Origin of the sequence: Citrobacter sp. R4, from assembly GCF_026719175.1 — a bacterium.
Classification (GTDB): domain Bacteria; phylum Pseudomonadota; class Gammaproteobacteria; order Enterobacterales; family Enterobacteriaceae; genus Citrobacter_A; species Citrobacter_A sedlakii.
In genome coordinates, this window is sequence record NZ_JAPPSU010000009.1 from 27,311 (window position 1) to 48,062 (window position 20,752).

At 54.7% G+C, this 20,752-nt stretch carries 17 protein-coding genes; 12 read left to right on the forward strand and 5 right to left on the reverse strand.

Going from position 1 to position 20,752, the window contains the following annotated elements:
* The first annotated feature begins 16 nt into the window (after nt 1-16).
* Genes OOJ60_RS17485 through OOJ60_RS17500 form a run of 4 tightly spaced genes read left to right on the forward strand, consistent with a single transcriptional unit; the run spans nt 17 to nt 4,364 of the window.
* A complete protein-coding gene (locus OOJ60_RS17485) occupies nt 17-1,711 on the forward strand; it encodes a PTS transporter subunit EIIC (protein WP_205612939.1) in 1,695 nt (564 codons plus the stop codon).
* Complete coding sequence (locus tag OOJ60_RS17490; RefSeq protein ID WP_205612984.1) at nt 1,711-2,760, forward strand: oxidoreductase; 1,050 nt, start codon at nt 1,711-1,713, stop codon at nt 2,758-2,760. The genes OOJ60_RS17485 and OOJ60_RS17490 overlap by 1 nt, the downstream gene beginning before the upstream one ends.
* Entirely contained in the window at nt 2,757-3,620 is an 864-nt protein-coding gene (locus OOJ60_RS17495; RefSeq protein ID WP_205612940.1) for a DUF7916 family protein, read from the forward strand. The genes OOJ60_RS17490 and OOJ60_RS17495 overlap by 4 nt, the downstream gene beginning before the upstream one ends.
* Nucleotides 3,621-3,659: 39 nt before the next feature.
* Complete coding sequence (locus OOJ60_RS17500; RefSeq protein ID WP_042291256.1) at nt 3,660-4,364, forward strand: GntR family transcriptional regulator; 705 nt, start codon at nt 3,660-3,662, stop codon at nt 4,362-4,364.
* 55 nt (nt 4,365-4,419) lie between these two features.
* Here the strand turns inward: OOJ60_RS17500 and xylE are convergent, their stop codons facing one another.
* The 4 genes from xylE to malE all read right to left on the reverse strand — a co-directional run bounded on the left by xylE (nt 4,420) and on the right by malE (nt 9,986).
* Nucleotides 4,420-5,895, reverse strand: a complete 1,476-nt coding sequence (gene xylE, locus OOJ60_RS17505; RefSeq protein WP_205612941.1) for a D-xylose transporter XylE — start codon at nt 5,893-5,895, stop codon at nt 4,420-4,422.
* 321 nt (nt 5,896-6,216) lie between these two features.
* The gene (gene malG, locus OOJ60_RS17510; protein ID WP_042291250.1) at nt 6,217-7,107 is read right to left on the reverse strand and encodes a maltose ABC transporter permease MalG; all 891 of its coding nucleotides are present in this window, start codon (nt 7,105-7,107) and stop codon (nt 6,217-6,219) included.
* A gap of 14 nt (nt 7,108-7,121) precedes the next feature.
* Nucleotides 7,122-8,666, reverse strand: coding sequence for a maltose ABC transporter permease MalF (malF, locus tag OOJ60_RS17515; RefSeq protein WP_042291248.1), 1,545 nt, complete (start codon nt 8,664-8,666; stop codon nt 7,122-7,124).
* A 129-nt stretch (nt 8,667-8,795) separates the two neighbouring features.
* Nucleotides 8,796-9,986, reverse strand: coding sequence for a maltose/maltodextrin ABC transporter substrate-binding protein MalE (gene malE, locus OOJ60_RS17520; protein WP_205612942.1), 1,191 nt, complete (start codon nt 9,984-9,986; stop codon nt 8,796-8,798).
* Between the two features lie 370 nt (nt 9,987-10,356).
* On the opposite strand from malE, the gene malK reads away from it, so the two are divergent.
* The 5 genes from malK (at nt 10,357) to ubiA (ending at nt 15,525) form a co-directional block, all read left to right on the forward strand.
* Nucleotides 10,357-11,466 (forward strand): maltose/maltodextrin ABC transporter ATP-binding protein MalK, encoded by a 1,110-nt coding sequence (malK, locus tag OOJ60_RS17525; protein WP_042291242.1) that lies wholly within the window; start codon nt 10,357-10,359, stop codon nt 11,464-11,466.
* 113 nt (nt 11,467-11,579) lie between these two features.
* Complete coding sequence (locus tag OOJ60_RS17530) at nt 11,580-12,905, forward strand: maltoporin (protein ID WP_042291240.1); 1,326 nt, start codon at nt 11,580-11,582, stop codon at nt 12,903-12,905.
* A gap of 108 nt (nt 12,906-13,013) precedes the next feature.
* Entirely contained in the window at nt 13,014-13,952 is a 939-nt protein-coding gene (malM, locus tag OOJ60_RS17535) for a maltose operon protein MalM (RefSeq protein ID WP_042291237.1), read from the forward strand.
* Nucleotides 13,953-14,142: 190 nt separating this feature from the next.
* Nucleotides 14,143-14,640, forward strand: a complete 498-nt coding sequence (gene ubiC, locus OOJ60_RS17540; protein WP_042291236.1) for a chorismate lyase — start codon at nt 14,143-14,145, stop codon at nt 14,638-14,640.
* Nucleotides 14,641-14,652: 12 nt separating this feature from the next.
* A complete protein-coding gene (gene ubiA / locus OOJ60_RS17545) occupies nt 14,653-15,525 on the forward strand; it encodes a 4-hydroxybenzoate octaprenyltransferase (RefSeq protein ID WP_060570417.1) in 873 nt (290 codons plus the stop codon).
* 36 nt (nt 15,526-15,561) lie between these two features.
* Here ubiA and plsB read toward each other — a convergent pair whose 3' ends face one another.
* Nucleotides 15,562-17,982 (reverse strand): glycerol-3-phosphate 1-O-acyltransferase PlsB, encoded by a 2,421-nt coding sequence (plsB, locus tag OOJ60_RS17550; protein ID WP_042291230.1) that lies wholly within the window; start codon nt 17,980-17,982, stop codon nt 15,562-15,564.
* Nucleotides 17,983-18,152: 170 nt separating this feature from the next.
* On the opposite strand from plsB, the gene OOJ60_RS17555 reads away from it, so the two are divergent.
* The 3 genes from OOJ60_RS17555 (at nt 18,153) to dinF (ending at nt 20,698) form a co-directional block, all read left to right on the forward strand.
* Nucleotides 18,153-18,521, forward strand: a complete 369-nt coding sequence (locus OOJ60_RS17555) for a diacylglycerol kinase (RefSeq protein ID WP_060570414.1) — start codon at nt 18,153-18,155, stop codon at nt 18,519-18,521.
* Nucleotides 18,522-18,643: 122 nt separating this feature from the next.
* Nucleotides 18,644-19,252 (forward strand): transcriptional repressor LexA, encoded by a 609-nt coding sequence (gene lexA / locus OOJ60_RS17560; RefSeq protein WP_042291226.1) that lies wholly within the window; start codon nt 18,644-18,646, stop codon nt 19,250-19,252.
* 120 nt (nt 19,253-19,372) lie between these two features.
* Nucleotides 19,373-20,698 carry an MATE family efflux transporter DinF gene (dinF, locus tag OOJ60_RS17565; RefSeq protein ID WP_199957613.1) on the forward strand — a complete coding sequence of 442 codons (1,326 nt, stop codon included), beginning with the start codon at nt 19,373-19,375 and terminating at the stop codon, nt 20,696-20,698.
* Nucleotides 20,699-20,752: the final 54 nt, after the last annotated feature.

Sequence of the window (20,752 nt, forward strand, 5' to 3'; positions counted from 1 at the left end):
TCGACAGGGATACGGTATGTTTCAATCCTCAATACTGGGGCGGATTACTGACGCCTCGCAGAAGATGGCCGCCGAGGTTCATTTACGGAGCTTACGCGATAGTTTTATTATTGCGGTTCCCTTCCTCGTGCTGGCGGGTTTATTTATTATGCTCAATTATGTCATTCTTGATACCAATGGCCTATTGAGCAACTTTTTATCTGCCGAAGCCTTATTACGTCTGCGTAATATTGGTGAGCGAATTCTTAATGGCACGATGAATATATTATCGCTGATGCTGGTAATATTAGTGGCGTATCACGTCGCCAGTAAGAAAAAACACCCGACGCCGGTTATACCCGCGATGGTCGCGCTGGCGGTATTCTATGTATTGATGCCGCTCGAAACAACGCAAACCCTGGCAGATGGTCAGAAGATTACACTGTCGGGTATCGTGCCTTACGCTTGTACCAATGCCGGGGGCGTCTTTCTGGCGATACTCACGGCGATACTCTCAACCAATCTCTTCTTGTGGGTGTCAAAATGTCAGGCGCTACAGATTCGCCTTGGTGACGACGTCCCACCAATGGTGGTGCAATCCTTTCAGGCCATGTTTTCGATAATGCTGACGATAGCCAGTTTCGCGCTGGCGGCGTTTGCGGTAAGCACGCTGGCGCACACAGAAGTTCAGGCCCTGATACAGCGGCTTATACAGGCGCCATTAGTGCATTTAACCACCAATCTTCCTGGCTTTCTGGTGCTGACGACGCTTACCAATATCCTGTTTGCATTAGGGATTCATCCCGGCGGTATTATCAATCCTGTCCTGGAGCCGCCGTTACTGGTGGCGATGCAGGAAAATATGGCGGCTTTTGCCAGCGGGCAAGTTCCGCCGCATATCATCGTGCTACCGTTTCGCGATCTTTACGGTCATATGGGCGGGACAGGGAGCACGCTGGCGCTGCTGCTGGCCGTATTTATTCGTAGTAAATTATCCAGCCATCGTAAATTTTCCCGAACGGTCATTGCGCCGGGCCTCTTCAATATCAACGAACCGGTAATATTTGGTTTCCCGGTGCTTTATAATCCGTTAATGATGATTCCATTCATCGTTTACCCACAAATTAATTTTATTATCGCTTATTTTTCGACGTCCTGGGGATGGGTGTCGAAAATAGTCGCGTATGTCCCGTGGTCTGTTCCGCCATTTATTTCCGGATGGCTGGGTTCCGGTGGTGATTACCGCAATGTGATTTTGCAGGCGGTTTTGCTGGCGCTGGGGGTGATTATCTATATGCCATTTTTGAAAGCCTACGAAAGCGCCATGATCAAGAACCGCAATGAAAAGGTCATCGACGAAATCGTTGCGGAGCAAAACGCTGAGACCCATGGCGATGACGCAGAAGGTATTCATCTGCTGGACGGTAAAACCATTATTCTGGCCTGCAATGAAGGCATGTCCACCTCATTGATGGCATCGAAAATGCGTAAATATACCGAGAGCCAGAGTTGCACGCTGACTGTTTATGCGGTTAACGCCGGAAAACTGGCGCAAGAGTATGAAAAGGCGCAGCTGATTTTGCTCGGGCCGCAGCTCGCTTATCTTCAGGAAACGATCGCGCAGGAGATTAACCATCACTGCCCTGTTGTCCCGATAGATCCTCAGCATTTTAGCAAACTCGACGGACCCGCTGCGGTTCACGCGGCCTTATCTTTTTTTATTAAGGAATAATCATGATTAATTGTGCTTATATCGGTTTTGGTAAAAGCGCCACCCGTTATCATTTGCCGTATGTTCTGTATCGCAAAGATAAATTCAACGTTAAGCGTATTTATGATATTCAGCGTAAGCCGGAAATTGAAGCCAGCGAACGCTATCAGCACATTACTTTCACGTCGAATCCTGACGATATTCTGAACGACAGCGAAATCCAACTGGTGGTGATCTGTACCCACCCTGACAGCCATTACCAATACGCAAAATTATGCCTTGAAAAAGGTAAAAACGTGCTGGTGGAGAAACCGTTTACCACCACGCTGGAGGAAGCCAAAACGCTGTTTGCGCTGGCGCGCGAAAAAGGACTTACCGTCACACCCTTTCAGAACAGACGGTTCGATAGCTGCTTTCTGACCATGAAACAGGCTATTGAGAGCGGCAAACTGGGCGATATTGTCGACATCGAAAGCCACTTCGACTATTTTCGCCCCGATGCCGAAACCTGTCCGGGCAGCGATTTCACCGGCGCGTTTTATGGCCTGGGCGTGCACACCGTTGATCAAATCCTCTCGCTATTGGGTCGTCCGCAGCAGGTTGGATACCATCTCCGCAAGCTGAGAAATCCGCATAATCCTGACGATACCTTTGAAGTACATCTCTATTACGGCACCACCACCGCGATTGTTAAAACCAGTCATCTGGTCAAAATAGCCGGGCCGCGGTTTATCGTTCATGGTACCCGGGGGACGTTTATTCGCTATGGTATCGATCAACAAGAGACCAGCCTGAAAGCCGGTATTATGCCAGGAGACGCCGCATTTGGCGTGGATCAAGAAATGGCTGTGCTGGAATATGTGAATGCTGACGGGGATTCCGTCCGCGAGACGTTTGCGGCGGTTCCGGGTGATTATGGTCGCGTTTACGATTCGCTGTATGCGACCCTGACCTGCGGAGAGGCGAATTACATCAATGAAAGCGAGGCGCTGACCAACCTCGAAATCCTTGAAACGGCATTTCGCCAACCGTCTCCTGCCATTGTCACCCTCGGCGGGGAGGTTGCATGATGAAACGGATCCTCAACTGTCGGGCCAGCGACTTTTCTCTTCCCGTCATGGGCGATGAGTTGCGCGAAGCCATTATGGTCAGCGAAGGGCGAGTCATTATGGCCGAGATCGCCGTACAGTCACCGCCGTTGTTTGCAGAAGTGACCAACGCGGAACTGATTAGCGCCTTCGGCGCAGATTTGCTGTTGCTGAAGGGCGTTAACTGCCTGCAACCTGAGATCAACGGCGGCGACGGCCGGTTTGGCAACGATCCTGTCACCCAGGTGAAACGGTTAACCGGGCGCTTAACTGGCGTCAGTTTTGAAATCAGCGGAGAAGGCGATGCCTCAACGCCCAATGCTTTTTCGCCCGCGCATTTCCATGCGATGGCACATGCAGATTTCTTCTGCCTCACCGGCTATGACAAACCCGGCGTCACGCCTGAACGTCTGCGCCAGGCGATTAGCCAGCTCCGTGCGCAAACAGATAAACTGATTCTGGTCGCGAAATTCTTGACGACAGGGCTGGGGCAGCCGGAAGAGTATGCCAGCTATATCCGGGCTGGCGCGCATGGCGTAATCTTTCCGGCGCCTGCGGGCTGTCGCGGCGCGTCGGAAGTCCGTGTAGCGGAAATTGTGCAGGCGGTGCACGACTGCGGCGGTCTTGCCGTCACCACCCTGAGCAGTAGTCAGGAAGGGGCGGATTGTGCTACGGTGCGCGAAATTGGCCTTGCCAGTAAGCGTTGCGGCAGCGACATGCATAATTTTGGCGACGCCGGCGTGGCGGGTATGGCCGATCCGCAGGCGCTCAATGCCTTATCGATTGCGATTCGTGGGCGACGACATACCTGGGTGCGGATGGCGGCCTCACTATCCCGATAACAAGAACCGGCCCCGTAAGGGGCCGTTTGCGGAGGAACTATGCCGAAATATATGGACATATACCACAAGGTGCGACATCGCATTGTGGCGGGCATTTATGCTCCGGACAAAAAACTTCCCGAAGGCGCGAAACTGGCGGCTGAATTTGCCTGTAGCGAATTAACGGTGGCGAAGGCGCTGGATCTGCTGGTCAGAGAAGGTCTGGTGTTACGTAAACGCGGGCTGGGGTCTTTTGTAAAGCGTCAGGTTTCTGCCGCCAGCAATTCTCATCTCATAGGCACCGCGCAGCGGTGTGCCAGCTACGGTAAAACGTTGTCGACACGCGTCCAGCAGTATGCCGCTGTGCCTGCGAAGCAGGACATTGCGCAAAAATTGCAAATCCCGGAAGGCGAACTGGTCCATGAGATTCAGCGGGTGCGTATTATTGACGCGATCCCATCGATTGTTGAGTACACCTGGATGCCGGTGGCGCTTTTCCCTCATCTCAACCTCCGTCATATTCAGCACTCCATTTACGCTTACATTACCCGTGAACTGGGGCAGATTATTCACAGTGCGCATATGACGGTAACCGGGCGGAACGCCAGTGACCAGGAGCGGCAGTGGCTGGACTTAAGCGAGCCGACTATCCTGATTCAGGTGGAACAAACGGCCTTTCTCGACAATGGTCGCCTTTTCGAGTACTCCTGCGCGCGTCATCTCTGGCATACCTTTAATTTCGAAACCGACTTTGTACGTGTCTAGCGTTTCGCTAAACAGCAAAAGGCGGCCCGCAGGCCGCCGTTGAAGGTAAGAGCAATCACTGTGCGGGGGCTTCGCGGGATTTTTTCTCCGCAGGTGCCCACAGATCTTCCAGTTCTTCCAGCGTCTTGCCTTTGGTCTCCGGCACGAACTTCCACATAAACAGCGCTGCCAGCACGCCCATACAACCGTAAATCCAGTAGGAGAAACCGTTGTGGAAATGTGCGACCAGCCACGAATTTTTGTCCATCATTGGGAAAGTCCAGGAGACAAAATAGTTTGCCAGCCACTGAGCGGCGACGGCGATAGCCAGCGCTTTGCCACGAATCGCGTTCGGGAAGATTTCCGCCAACAGAACCCAGCATACCGGCCCCCACGACATGGCAAACGCGGCGACGTAGAACAGCATCGACAGCAGGGCGACGATTCCCGGCGCCTGGGTGTAAAACGCGGTGCCGAGGCTAAACATCCCGATAGCCATACCGAGCGCGCCGATGATTTGCAGCGGCTTACGGCCAAATTTATCTACCGTCATAATGGCCAGCACGGTAAAGCTCAGGTTGATCACGCCAACGATAATGGTTTGTAACAGCGCCACGTCGGTGCTGGCGCCCAGCGTCTTAAACACTTCCGGCGCGTAATAAAGGACCACGTTGATGCCGACAAACTGTTGGAACACTGAGAGCATAACGCCAATCACAATGACTCCCACACCAAACATCAGCAGGCGTCCGCCGGTTTTGCGGCCGTGCTCCAGCGACTGGTGAATCTCCTGTACGGCCTGCGTGGCGAGCGAGGATCCCATAATTTTGCGCAGAATGCCTTCGGCCTGTTCCTGTTTGCCGTGCGCCATCAGCCAGCGCGGGCTTTCCGGAACGGTATACAGCAGCAGTAAAAAGAGCAGGGCAGGAATACATTCCGAGGCGAACATATAACGCCAGCCGTTGATATTCAGCCAGGTCGCGTCGCCGGATTTGGCAATAAAATAGTTGACGCAGTACACCAGGAGTTGGCCGAAAATAATCGCGAACTGGTTAAACGAAACCAGTTTCCCGCGGATTGGCGCTGGCGCCATTTCAGCGATATACATTGGCGACAGCATGGATGCTAACCCGACGCCAATACCGCCAATGATACGATAAATAACAAATTCAGGAACGTATCCGGCCAGATAAACGGGGACGGTATTATCCGGATTGATGGTGGTAAAGCCTAATTCCGGCCAGGCGGAACCGACACCGGAAATAAAGAACAACAGTGCGGCAATTTTAAGCGAATCGCGACGACCGAAGCGGTTGCTGCAATAGCCGCCGATCGCGCCGCCAATGATGCAGCCGATCAAGGCGCTGGCGACACAGAAGCCGAGCAACGAGTTGGCGGCGGATTCACTGAGATGTTGTGGGGCAACAAAGACGGTATTCAATGACTCAACGGTACCGGATATTACCGCAGTATCGTAGCCAAATAATAACCCTCCTAATGTTGCGACTAAGGTAATCGAAAAAATATATCGGGAATTATATGGGGTGTTCATTCAGACCTGCCTTGCGGATACAGTTCTTTTTATCAGTGTCGATGATGGTGGGTTTAACAGGCAGGTAAAACAATTATCATTTTTTACATTGCGGTTACGTAATGTCTTTTCTGTGATCTTAATTCTGTTTGTTGCGCCGGGTGATAAAAGGAAAATAGAAAAGCAGTGACCGTGAGCACGAAAGATAATAATCATAACGGCATTATCAAATAACATAAAAAAAGGCGCTCCGGGGAGCGCCGAATTACAGTCACAAGTTGGATAAATACACGTTGAGGGTGCAGTGGCATTGCCCGTTTCCGGGCGGGTACAGCGTAAAACTTATCCTTTCACACCGCCTGCCGTCAGGCCGTTAACCAGCCAGCGCTGGGCCAGCAGGAACACCAGGGTGATCGGAATGGCAGAAAGCACAGCCGCCGCGGCAAAATCGCCCCACAGATAGTTTTGTGGGTTGAGATATTGCTGCATACCCACGGCCAGGGTATAGCTGTTGACATCACGCAGTAACAGAGAAGCAACCGGCACTTCGGTGATGGCGGCGATAAACGACAGGATAAACACCACCGCCAGAATCGGTACCGACAGCGGCAACAACACCAGGCGGAAAGCCTGCCACGGCGTGGCGCCATCCAGCGCTGCCGCTTCTTCCAGCGAGCCGTCGATGGTTTCGAAATAGCCTTTAATGGTCCAGACGTGCAGCGCGATACCGCCAAGATAGGCGAAGATCACCCCGCCGTGCGTGTTCAGGCCGATAAACGGAATGTACTGACCGAGACGGTCAAACAAGGCATACAATGCCACCAGCGACAGGACCGCCGGGAACATCTGGAAAATCAACATCCCTTTAAGCAGCGTGGCTTTACCCGGAAAGCGCATGCGGGCAAAGGCGTAAGCGCAAGTGGTCGAGAGCGCCACGATTCCGATGGCGGTGATCCCGGCAATCTTCACCGAGTTCCACAGCCACAACAGTACCGGGAAGGGTGGCGGCGTGACCCGGCCATCAGCATGCTCGACGCTGAAGCCCAGCGCCAGCCGCCAGTGCTCCCAGGAGATTTTTTCCGGGATCAGACTGCCGGTGGCAAAGTTCCCTTCACGTAGTGAGATCGCGATAACCATCAGCAGGGGGAACATGATCGCCGCGATAAAAATCAGCAGCCCTAAGTGCGTCACGAGGAGGCGCAGCTTTTGAGATTTGGGTTGAACCATAGCCATGATCGATGCCCTCCTTAGTCAAATTTCATTCGTGTGGCTTTCAGGTTAACGATAGCCAGCGCGCCCACCAGCAGGAAGATCAGCGTGGCGATTGCCGCCGCCAGACCAAAGTCCTGCCCGCCGCCGCCTTCAAAGGCGATGCGGTAGGTATAGCTGACGAGCAGGTCGGTATACCCGGCTGGCGTGGTGGTGCCGAGACGATCCGGGCCACCGTTGGTCAGCAGTTGAATCAGCACGAAGTTGTTAAAGTTAAAGGCGAAGCTGGCGATCATTAGCGGCGTCAACGGTTTAATCAGCAGCGGCAGCGTAATTTTGAAGAAGTTCTGGAACGGGCCTGCGCCGTCCATCGCCGACGCTTCGTACAGGTCGTCCGGGATGGCCTTCAGCAGCCCCATGCACAGGATCATCATGTACGGATAACCCAGCCAGGTATTCACGATGATAATCATCGAGCGGGCGGTCAGCGGGTCGCTGAACCAGGCCGGTTTGATACCGAACAGCGCGCTCAGCATCATGTTGATTTCACCAAAACTCTGGTTAAACAGCCCTTTGAAAATCAGAATCGAGATAAACGATGGAACGGCATACGGCAGAATCAGCAGTACACGATAAATCGCTTTGCCTTTCAGCGACTCCCACTGCACGAGGCAGGCCAGCACCATACCGACTGCGACGGTAAGGATGACGGTCAGCACCGAGAACACGACGGTCCAGACGAAGATGGCGAAGAACGGCTTCTGAATGCCTTCGTCGGTGAAGACGCGGGTGAAGTTATCCCAGCCGATAGTGACCGTGTAGCCCGGACTCAGTTTTTCATCGCCCCAGTTGCCATCGGCGTTAATGGACTGATAAAAACCGATGTTGTTGTTCGGACGGTACTGTACGCCGTTCTGGTTATTGGTGAGCGTGCCGTCGTCGGCCAGCGTGTACAGCGGTCTGGTGCCGGAGAACTGGCGCAGCGAGCTCATGATGACTTTGCTTTCATCCGGCAGCACGGCGGTGATCTGGTTCAGCGCCTGGCGATTCTGGGTAATGACGCGTAGGTTGGCGCGCTCGCCGGAAGGCAGGGCGTCCGCTGCTTTTAACTCGAGTTTCTGCTCGCCGCCAAATGTGAAGGCGTCAGAAACGTAATATTTACCGGTTTCCCCGTCGGTCAGCGCCAACTGCCAGTCGTCGCCCGCCGGGTATAATCCAAAGTTATAGGCTTTACCCGCCTGATAAGAGCGGTCCAGCAGAACCTGTTGCGCGCGCTCTTGCGCCAGTTGGTTGGTGCTGCTGTAGTTAGTAAACGCAATGGCAATAGTGCAGATCAGCGGAAACAGGACGAACAGCCCCATCCCGGCGAGACCCGGATAAACATAGCGCCAGGCGTATGCTTTACGGTTAGCGAAAATGTACAGGCCAACAGAGCTTAAAATCAGCGTCATGATGGCGAACAGATACTCCCCTTGTGCGTACATTAAAACTACAAGGTAACCCACCAGCAGGCCAAGCAGACCGATCGCCGACCACTTCAGCGCGTCGCTTTGCCACCAATGTTTCTTTTTAATGACATCCATGGGGATCTTCCTCAACAACATTGAAATCCTGCAGGTCAGTGTGTCTGATGGCGCTGCGCTTATCCGGCCTGCAGCGTTATGCAGACCGGATAAAGCGCGGATGCCGCCATCCGGCACCTTACCTGTACATTACTTGGTGATACGGCCCTGCGCGTCCTTCAGCGCGGCGTCAACAGTCTGGCGACCGCTGGCGGCGTTGATTACCGCTGTGCGTACCGCATACCAGAAGGCGGACATTTGCGGAATGTTCGGCATGATTTCGCCTTTCTGGGCGTTATCCATGGTGGCGGCAATACGTGGGTCTTTGGCTAACTGATCCTGATAGGATTTCAGCGCCACGGCGCCCAACGGTTTGTCCTTGTTCACATCCGCCAGGCCTTCGTCGGTCAGCAGGTAGTTTTCAAGGAACTCTTTCGCCAGCTCTTTGTTCGGGCTGGCGGCGTTAATACCGGCGCTCAGCACGCCCACGAACGGTTTTGACGGCTTGCCTTTGAAGGTCGGCAGCAGGGTAACGCCGTAGTTCACTTTGCTCTTGTCGATGTTTGACCACGCCCACGGACCGTTAATGGTCATTGCCGTTTCGCCTTTGTTAAAGGCCGCTTCGGCGATGGAGTAATCGGTATCCGCGTTCATGTGTTTGTTCTTGATGAGGTCAACCAGGAAGGTCAGACCGGCCTTCGCGCCCGCGCTGTCCACGCCGACATCTTTCACGTCGTACTTGCCGTTTTCAAACTTGAACGCGTAACCGCCATCAGCGGCGATCAGCGGCCAGGTGAAGTACGGCTCCTGCAGGTTGAACATCAGCGCGCTCTTACCTTTCGCTTTCAGGTCTTTATCCAGCGCCGGAATTTCTTCCCAGGTCTTCGGTGGGTTTGGTACCAGGTCTTTGTTATAAATCAGAGACAGCGCTTCGACCGCGATAGGGTAGGCGATCAGCTTGCCGTTATAACGCACCGCATCCCAGGTAAACGGATACAGTTTGTCCTGGAACGCTTTGTCCGGGGTGATCTCAGCCAGCAGGCCAGACTGCGCGTAGCCGCCAAAGCGGTCATGCGCCCAGAAGATAATGTCCGGGCCGTCACCGGTGGCCGCGACCTGCGGGAATTTTTCTTCCAGCTTGTCCGGATGCTCAACGGTCACTTTAATGCCGGTGTCTTTCTCGAATTTTTTGCCCACTTCGGCCAGGCCGTTATAGCCCTTGTCGCCGTTAATCCAGATAACCAGCTTGCCTTCTTCAATTTTGGCGAGCGCAGGTGCGGAAATCATCATTGCTGCGAGGGCGGACAATGCGAAAACGCGTGCGCCAGTCTTAATCTTCATATCTGCCATCCTTTTGGTGATGTGCTCGTGGTACGACTTCAGTGGTTCAACGTGCCCCAGTCTCCTTAATTGACATCCTCTTTCCATCATCCTTCCCCCTACGCCCCACCTCCGCTTTATGTGATCTGTGTTACATAAATGTGAGTAATGCGTACTGGCGCACATAAAAACAGTCCCATTTTTGCAAGCGACATCACGAAATTCCCTGCTGCTGCCTGGCGTCGGTCTCAGTGCTCCTTCTCTCATCCTCCCGACTCCTCCCCCATAAAAAAGCCGGGGGGTGGAGGATTTACGCAATCAATGAATCACGCATAGTCAGGCCATCATGAATGTTGCTGTCGATGACAGGTTGTAACGAAGGGAGAAGGGCATGGCGAGCGTACAGCTGCGAAATGTAACGAAAGCCTGGGGTGACGTGGTGGTATCGAAAGATATCAACCTCGACATTCACGAAGGGGAATTCGTGGTGTTTGTCGGACCGTCAGGCTGCGGAAAATCCACACTGCTGCGTATGATTGCCGGGCTGGAAACCATCACCAGCGGGGATCTTTTCATCGGTGACACCCGAATGAACGATATCCCGCCCGCAGAACGCGGCGTTGGCATGGTCTTTCAGTCTTATGCGCTCTATCCCCATTTAACCGTTGCGGAAAATATGTCGTTTGGCCTCAAGCTGGCGGGCGCCAAAAAAGAGGTGATGAACCAGCGCGTCAATCAGGTGGCGGAAGTACTCCAACTGGCGCACCTGCTGGAGCGTAAGCCGAAGGCGCTTTCCGGCGGTCAGCGCCAGCGCGTGGCGATTGGCCGTACGCTGGTGGCGGAACCGCGCGTGTTCCTGCTCGATGAACCGTTGTCCAACCTTGACGCCGCGCTGCGTGTCCAGATGCGTATTGAAATCTCCCGCCTGCATAAACGCCTGGGCCGCACGATGATTTACGTCACCCACGATCAGGTCGAAGCGATGACGCTGGCGGACAAAATTGTGGTGCTCGACGCCGGACGCGTGGCGCAGGTCGGCAAGCCGCTGGAGCTGTACCACTATCCGGCTGACCGCTTTGTCGCGGGCTTTATCGGCTCGCCGAAGATGAACTTCCTGCCGGTAAAAGTCACCGCCACCGCCATCGACCAGGTGCAGGTTGAGCTGCCTAACCGCCAGCACGTCTGGCTGCCTGTCGACAGCGCGAATGTCCAGGTGGGGGCAAACATGTCCTTAGGGATTCGTCCTGAACACCTGTTGCCGAGCGACATCGCCGACGTCACCCTGGAAGGTGAAGTGCAGGTTGTCGAACAACTCGGTCACGAAACGCAAATTCATATCCAGATCCCCGCCATCCGTCAGAACCTGGTTTACCGCCAGAACGACGTGGTGTTGGTAGAAGAGGGCGCCACATTCGCTATCGGCCTGCCGCCAGAGCGTTGCCATCTGTTCCGTGAGGATGGCACCGCATGTCGTCGGTTGCACAAGGAACCGGGCGTTTAAGGCTCCCCATTAAAAAAACAAAACGTAAAACCCGACGTGGCGGCATCAAGCCAACAAAGCGGCAGCCCGACCGGTGACGCGTTTAAAGAAAAGCAATGATCTCAGGAGATAGAATGATGATTACTCTGCGCAAACTCCCCCTGGCGGTTGCCGTAGCAGCAGGCATGATGTCTGTTCAGGCAATGGCCGTGGATTTCCATGGTTATGCTCGTTCCGGTATTGGCTGGACGGGCAGTGGCGGCGAACAACAGTGCTTCCAGGCAACCGGCGCTCAAAGTAAGTACCGTCTCGGTAACGAATGTGAAACCTACGCGGAACTGAAACTGGGTCAGGAAGTGTGGAAAGAGGGCGATAAGAGTTTTTACTTCGATACTAACGTCGCTTACTCCGTCGCGCAGCAGAACGACTGGGAAGCCACCGATCCGGCGTTCCGTGAAGCCAACGTACAGGGTAAAAACCTGATCGACTGGCTGCCGGGCTCCACTATCTGGGCCGGTAAGCGCTTCTATCAGCGTCATGACGTCCACATGATCGACTTCTACTACTGGGATATTTCCGGTCCTGGCGCCGGTATTGAAAACATCGATCTGGGCTTCGGTAAACTGTCTCTGGCCGCGACCCGTTCTCAGGAAGCGGGCGGTTCTTATATTTTCTCCAGCAACGATATCTATCGTGACTATAAAGACACAGCGAACGACGTGTTCGACGTGCGTTTAGCAGGACTGGAAACCAACCCGGACGGCGTACTGGAGCTGGGCGTTGACTATGGTCGCGCTAACAAAACCGACGGCTACAGTTACGCCGACGGCGCAACCAAAGACGGCTGGATGTTCACCGCTGAACACACCCAGAGCATGCTGAAGGGCTACAACAAGTTTGTAGTTCAGTACGCTACCGACGCAATGACGACGCAGGGTAAAGGGGTTCCGCAAGGCTCCTACACCGGCAATAACTACGACGGCGATAATGAGATTGGTTACATTAACAACCAAATCAATAACAACGGTTCGCTGGTACGTATCCTTGACCACGGCGCCATCTCGCTGGGGGATCGCTGGGATCTGATGTACGTCGGTATGTATCAGGATATCGACCGTGACGACAAAAACGGTACGCGCTGGTGGACCGTGGGTGTGCGCCCAATGTTCAAATGGACGCCGATCATGAGCACCCTGATGGAAGTGGGTTACGACAACGTGAAATCTCAGCGTACCGACGACACCAACAACCAGTACAAAATCACCCTGGCGCAACAGTGGCAGGCGGGCGACAGCATCTGGTCTCGTCCGGCTATCCGTGTCTTCGCAACTTACGCGAAGTGGGATGAAAAATGGGGTTATGACAACGGCATCGCCTATAGCGATACCAGCGCCCGTACCTTCAGCCGTGGCGACAACGATGAGTGGTCCTTCGGCGCCCAGATGGAAATCTGGTGGTAATCCGGCATTAACCTGACGTAACGAGGGGCGTAAGCCCCTCTGTTTTCTCGCGGTTTAGCGCGCTATTGCCTGGCCACCGCTGAACCCATGCTTTCTGAGGTGATAACAATGAAAATGAAGAAAAGTCTCGTCGCCCTTTGTTTATCCGCAGGGTTACTCGCCAGCGCGCCGGGCATCAGCCTGGCTGAGGTCAACTATGTGCCGCAAAACACCAGCGCCGCGCCGACTATTCCGACCGCTGCGCTCCAGCAATTAACCTGGACGCCGGCCGATCAATCTAAAACGCAATCTGTCCAGCTTTCAACCGGCGGCCAGCGTCTCGACGTGGCGGGCATTACCGGCCCCGTCGCGGCCTGGAGCGTCCCGGCGAATATCGGCGAATTGAACATTACGCTTTCCAGCGAAGTGAATAAACAAACCAGCGTTTTTGCGCCGAACGTGCTGATTCTTGATCAGAACATGACGCCATCCGCGTTTTTCCCCAGCAGTTATTTCACCTACCAGGCACCGGGCGTAATGAGCGCGGATCGTCTGGAAGGGGTGATGCGTCTGACGCCAGCGCTGGGCCAGCAGAAGCTCTACGTGCTGGTTTTTACCACCGAGAAAGATCTCCAGCAGACCACTACGCTGCTTGATCCGGCCAAAGCCTATGCCAAAGGTGTCGGTAACGCCGTACCGGATATTCCGGACCCCGTAGCCCGTCACACCACCGACGGCCTGCTGACACTGAAAGTGAAAACCAGCAGCAGCTCCAGCGTGCTGGTAGGGCCGCTGTTTGGATCGTCCGGCCCGGGTCCGGTGACGGTCGGTAATACCGCCGCGCCTGCGCCTGCCTATGCCGCACCCGCTGCCGCGCCGACACCTGCGCCGGTTAAGAAAAGCGAGCCGATGCTGAACGACACTGAAAGCTACTTTAACAAGGCGATTAAAGACGCCGTCGCCAAAGGTGACGTGGATAAAGCGCTGAAACTGCTTGATGAAGCTGAACGCCTGGGGTCGACATCTGCTCGTTCCACCTTTATCAGCAGTGTAAAAGGCAAGGGGTAAGGTTCTCCCCACATTGCTGATTTGCAACAACTGGTGCGTCTTGTGGCGCACCTTTTTTTCGCCCTCGTTTTAGCATTCGATGCGAATTGTTACGTTTCTGTTGCGTAACAGATCACTTAACTGCGTTTCTTCCTTCTGTAATCGCTTTTCTGCGATACAATGACTTTCAGTTATGAAACGGAGAGTCAGCATGTCACACCCCGCGTTAACGCAACTGCGTGCGCTGCGCTATTTTGAAGCGATCCCTGCGCTGGATGCAGAACAGCTCGACTGGCTGTTACTGGAAGATTCCATGACAAAACGTTTTGAGCAGCAGGGAAAACGGGTCACGGTGACGCTGATAAGAGAAGGCTTTGTCGGGCAACAAGAGGTAGCGGACGAACTGGCGTTGCTGCCGCAAGAGTCCCGCTACTGGCTGCGTGAAATCCTGTTATGCGCCGATGACGAACCCTGGCTTGCCGGACGCACAGTGGTGCCTGAATCCACCCTCAGCGGCCCGGAAATAGCCCTACAAAAATTGGGCAAAATCCCGTTAGGGCGCTATCTTTTTACATCATCGACATTAACCCGAGATTTTATTGAGATTGGTTGTGATGCCGGGCTTTGGGGGCGGCGTTCGCGCCTGCGGCTGAGCGGTAAGCCGCTGTTGCTGACCGAGCTGTTTTTACCGGCATCACCGTTGTACTAAGAGGAAAATAAAATGGAGTGGAGTCTGACGCAGAACAAGCTTCTGGCGTTTCATCGCTTAATGCGGACGGATAAGCCCATTGGCGCCTTACTGCTGCTCTGGCCGACGCTATGGGCGTTATGGGTCGCGACCCCTGGCGTGCCTCCATTGTGGATTCTGGCGGTCTTCGTTGCAGGCGTCTGGCTGATGCGCGCCGCCGGGTGCGTGGTAAACGACTATGCCGATCGCAAATTTGACGGCCACGTGAAGCGCACGGCGAACCGTCCGTTACCCAGCGGCGCAGTGACTGAAAAAGAGGCGCGGACGCTGTTTGTCGTGCTGGTGATGCTCGCCTTCCTGCTGGTGTTGACGCTCAACACGATGACTATTTTACTTTCCGTTGCCGCGCTGGCGCTGGCCTGGGTGTACCCGTTTATGAAGCGCTACACCCATTTGCCGCAGGTGGTGTTGGGCGCGGCGTTTGGCTGGTCGATTCCGATGGCCTTTGCCGCAGTGAGCGAATCGGTGCCGCTGAGCTGCTGGTTAATGTTCCTGGCTAACATACTTTGGGCGGTGGCCTACGACACACAGTATGCGATGGTTGACCGTGACGATGACCTGAAGATCGGTATTAAGTCGACCGCTATTCTGTTTGGTAAAAACGACAAGCTGATCATCGGTATTTTGCAGGTCGCGGTGCTGGTATTGATGGCGCTGATTGGCTGGCTGAACGGACTGGGGATAGGATTTTACGGGGCGATTGTGGTCGCTGGCGCGCTGTTCGCGTATCAGCAGAAGCTGATTGCTAACCGCGAACGTGAAGCCTGCTTCAAAGCGTTTATGAACAATAACTATGTCGGACTGGCGCTGTTTATCGGGCTGGCGATGAGCTACTGGCATTTATAAACAATAAACCGGTCATTCGACCGGTTTTTTTATACGTTACTCGCTTTGCGTCGCGCTCTCGATAGTGAGGCGCACATCCGAGGTAATCAACTCCGCCAGCATCTGGTACACCTTCATGGTTTCGCCAGGTTCTGCATCGCCGGTATCGCTGATATAGCCTTCGTCACGTAAAGTAAGCACTAACGAACTGAACACAGCCTTGTCGAAAAACTCCGGCGCGTTGATGCCGTGCAGAACCGACAAACGCTGCGCCACGGTCCGGCTCTCTTTTTCCAGCGTACCGCGGTTGATTGATGGGTTCGCGCTCAGAAGCCAGAAGGTAATGGCGTAACGTTGCAACGTTTCGCGTGCGCCTGCCGCCAGCAGTTGCAGCGTGCGGGAACGCGCAGGATGAATATGCAGCTCGTCGTTTTGTACGGTAATCAGCCCCTGACGCTGCATTTCTGTCGCCAGCGCGTCAATGACTCCAGCCAGTTCATCGCGCTCCCAGCGCAGGAACAGCTCGGCTTTCAGCATTGGGTAAAGGACATCCACGTGCTGCAGCAACGCGTCGCGGGAGATACGGCGGTGCTGGGTAATGATCGCCGCCATCAGCGACGGCAGAACCAGCATATGGGCAATGTTGTTGCGATAATAGGTCATCAGTACCGCCTGCTCGCGCGGCAGAATGATGATATCGCCAATGGTATCCTTTTCGACTTCAAACTTATTCATCTGCAACGCGTGATCGATCAGTTCACTGGCGCTGGCCGACGGGACCGTTGAGTCAGAGGAGTACGGCACATTGCGCATCAGATCCAGATAACAGTTGAGCTGCTCGGTCAACTGCTCGCGAGTGAGCGAACGCTGACGTGACGCCAACAGCGCGGTGCAGCACAGGTTCATGGCGTTCGCCGCCCCTGCGTTGTTAATGCGCACCATCAGTTCAGAAGCAATACCGTTAACCGTCGGCGTCAGCCAGGCCGGACGCACCGCTTCAATAGGGTCGATAGACTCGCGCCAGTCGGGAACGTGGTGGTTGAGGTACGTCATCAGCGGCATCGGTTCGCCGAAGTTAACGTAGCCCTGACCGAGATTACGCAGTTTGCTCAGGCCACGCAGCATCTGCGGCAGGCTCTCTTTCTCTTTCGTCGCCCCGCGCAGCTCTTTGGCGTAAGTGCCCACTTCCATAACGTGCTCGTAGCCGATGTAAATCGGGACTAACGTAATCGGACGGGTACCGCCGCGCAGCATCGCCTGGATGGTCATCGACAGGGTGCCGGTTTTCGGATCCAGTAAACGGCCAGTACGGGAACGCCCGCCTTCGACAAAGTATTCAACGGAATAGCCGCGGCTGAACAGTTCGCCGAGATACTCGCGGAACACCGTCGAATAGAGCTTATTGCCTTTAAAAGTGCGGCGGATAAAGAACGCGCCCAGGCGACGGAAAATCGGTCCCGCAGGCCAGAAGTTCAGGTTGATACCGGCAGCGATATGCGGCGGCACCAGCCCCTGATGGTAAAGAACATACGAGAGCAGCAGATAGTCCATATGGCTGCGGTGGCACGGCACATAGACGATTTCGTGCCCGTCGTGGGCCAACTGGCGCACGCGCTCGGCGTTATGGACGTTGATCCCCTGATACAGCCGGTTCCAGGTAAAGCCCAGAATGCGGTCGGTCAGGCGAATCATCTCGTAAGAAAAGTTCGCAGCGATCTCTTCCATCAGCGCAATGGCGTTTTGCTGCGCTTTTTCGTGGGAGATCTTCTTGCTACGCGCCTCGTCTTCTACCGCGCGGGCAATGGCTTTCGAGGCCAACAGTTTGTTAAACAGATCCTGTCGCGCCGGCAGACGCGGACCGACCGCCGCCAGACGCTGACGGGCGAAGTGCATACGCGCCACGCGCGCCAGTTTCTGCGCGATGGTTTTGTCGGTGCCGTGTTCGTCGGCCATGCGGCGCAGCGACACGGACGGCGAGAAACGCACAAAGCTGTCGCGCCCCAGCCAGGAGACGGCAAAGAATTTCTGAATGCCGTTAAGCATACGTAGCGGCGGATTCACTTCGCCTTTTTCACGTCCAGGCGAGCGGCCAAACATCACCGAGACCGGCACCATTTGCACATCCAGGTCTGGATTACTGCGATGCAGATCGAGATAGTTATGGAACAGCTTGATAGATTCTTCTTTCGGCGTGTAATACGTAAAGACACGCGGTCCGCCATGAATAAAGACATAGCGCGGCAGCAGCGTGCCGTCGATCTCCAGCGGCTCTAACGGGTCGGGAAGATCGTGCGCCAGACACTGCGCGCGCAGTGTGAGTAAGTCCGCTTTGGAGTTATACGGCAAAACGTACATAATTGGGCGAGAGGTATCGAGTCCCAGTTCCGGGGCAGGATCCGCCGGAATAGACTTGCTTTTTACCAGTACGCTTAATGGTAAATTCAGTAATTTATAGTAAATTCGTGGCCAGCCGGACATAAACGATGTAAAGCCTCTGGTTAATAATGCAAATGCGCTGCAAGGATATCAGAAAGTCATGTGAATTTCTGTTGTATACGGTCATACTTCGCGCCGCGTTGCCCGCACTCAGATTATACGCGCTAACAAAGCATTGTCATTGACGCCAATAATGCAAAAAGGTTCTTTTAATGGCTAACAATACCACTGGATTCACCCGAATTATTAAAGCAGCCGGTTACTCCTGGAAGGGGTTTCGCGCAGCATGGGTCAACGAGGCGGCGTTCCGTCAGGAAAGCATTGCGGTGCTGGCAGGCGTGGCCATCGCCTGTTGGCTGGATGTCGATGCTATTACCCGCGTTCTGCTGATTGGCTCGGTGCTGCTGGTCATGATTGTTGAAATTTTAAACAGTGCAATTGAAGCCGTCGTCGACCGTATTGGATCCGAATATCACGAGCTGTCAGGACGGGCGAAGGACATGGGATCGGCGGCAGTGCTGCTTTCCATTATTGTCGCGCTGATCACCTGGGGCATTCTGCTGTGGGCCCATTTTCGCTAACAACATACGCGCTCCGTTCCATAACCGCATAAAACTGCGGATCATTGTGCAGTTTGTGGTTCCAAAATCACCTTTAGCTGTATATACTCACAGCATAACTGTATATACACCCAGGGGGCGGAATGAAAGCGTTAACGGCCAGGCAGCAAGAGGTGTTTGATCTTATTCGGGATCACATCAGCCAGACAGGTATGCCGCCGACGCGTGCGGAAATCGCGCAGCGTTTGGGGTTCCGTTCCCCAAACGCCGCTGAAGAACACCTGAAAGCGCTGGCGCGCAAAGGGGTGATTGAAATCGTTTCCGGCGCGTCCCGCGGCATTCGACTGCTGCAGGAAGAAGAGGATGGCTTACCGCTGGTCGGTCGCGTTGCGGCAGGCGAGCCGCTGCTGGCGCAGCAGCACATTGAAGGCCATTACCAGGTCGATCCGTCACTGTTTAAACCGAATGCCGACTTCCTGCTGCGCGTCAGTGGTATGTCGATGAAAGACATCGGCATTATGGACGGCGATCTGCTGGCGGTACACAAAACGCAGGATGTACGTAACGGTCAGGTGGTCGTGGCGCGCATTGATGACGAAGTAACGGTAAAACGCCTGAAAAAACAGGGCAACAAAGTCGAGCTTCTGCCAGAAAACAGCGAATTTACACCGATCGTCGTGGATCTGCGTGAACAAAGCTTCACGATTGAAGGGCTGGCCGTCGGCGTCATCCGCAACGGTGAATGGCTGTAATTTCATTTAGCCGGATATAAGAGCGTACGCGCTGTTATCCGGCGCCAGGCCTGGCAGCGCTGTGCTTATCAGGCCTGTATAATTTTAAATCTACGATAACTGCTCCTCAGGCTTCTTCTCATGCCGTTCTTTGCATCTGCTGATAAAGCGCTCTGGCGTCTTGCCTTACCCATGATTTTCTCCAACATCACTGTGCCGCTGCTTGGACTGGTGGATACCGCGGTGATAGGCCACCTTGACAGTCCTGTTTACCTCGGCGGGGTGGCGGTTGGGGCGACGGCTACCAGTTTTCTGTTCATGCTGCTGCTCTTTTTACGAATGAGCACTACCGGGCTTACGGCGCAGGCGTTTGGAGCGAAGAACCCACAGGCGCTGGCGCGCGCGTTAGTACAGCCATTGTTGCTGGCGCTGGGCGCTGGCCTGCTCATTGCGCTCTGCCGAACGCCGCTGATCGATCTGGCGCTGCATATCGTCGGCGGTAGCGAAGCGGTGCTGGCGCAGGCAAGACGCTTCCTGGAAATCCGCTGGCTTAGCGCGCCTGCCTCGCTGGCCAATCTGGTCCTGCTGGGCTGGCTGCTCGGTGTGCAGTATGCGCGGGCGCCGGTGATTCTGCTGATTGTCGGTAACATCCTCAACATTATCCTCGACCTGTGGCTAGTGATGGGTCTGCATATGAACGTGCAGGGCGCTGCGCTGGCCACGGTGATAGCTGAATACGCCACGCTATTGCTGGGAATGCTGATGGTGCGCAAGGTGCTGCATCTGCGCGGCGTCTCGATGGCGATGTTAAAGCAGGCCTGGCGCGGGAATATTCGTCGCCTGCTGGCGCTTAATCGCGACATTATGCTGCGTTCGCTGCTGCTCCAGCTCTGCTTTGGCGCCATTACTGTTCTTGGCGCAAGGCTCGGCGGCGACATCATTGCCGTGAACGCAGTGCTCATGACGCTGCTTACTTTTACCGCCTATGCGTTGGACGGCTTTGCCTACGCTGTTGAGGCGCATTCCGGCCAGGCGTATGGCGCGCGGGACGGCAGTCAATTGCTGGAGGTCTGGCGGGCGGCGTGTCGTCAGTCAGGCATCGTAGCACTGCTGTTTTCTTTGACCTACCTGTTGGTGGGGGAGCAGATAATCGCGCTGCTGACCTCACTGCCGCAGTTGCAACAGTTAGCCGATCGTTATCTGTTCTGGCAGGTGATCCTGCCGTTGGTCGGCGTCTGGTGCTACTTGCTGGATGGCATGTTTATTGGCGCGACCCGCGCTGCGGAAATGCGTAACAGTATGGCGGTGGCGGCGACGGGTTTTGCGTTAACGCTGCTGGCGCTACCGGCATTGGGGAATCACGGTTTGTGGTTGGCGCTGGCGGTTTTCCTGGCGCTGCGCGGACTTTCGTTAGCATGGATTTGGCGGCGGCACTGGCGTAACGGTACCTGGTTTTCGGCAACGTGACGGTTAAATATTCTGAATACTCAACCGAACCCAGAATCCCTGACTACACTTAAT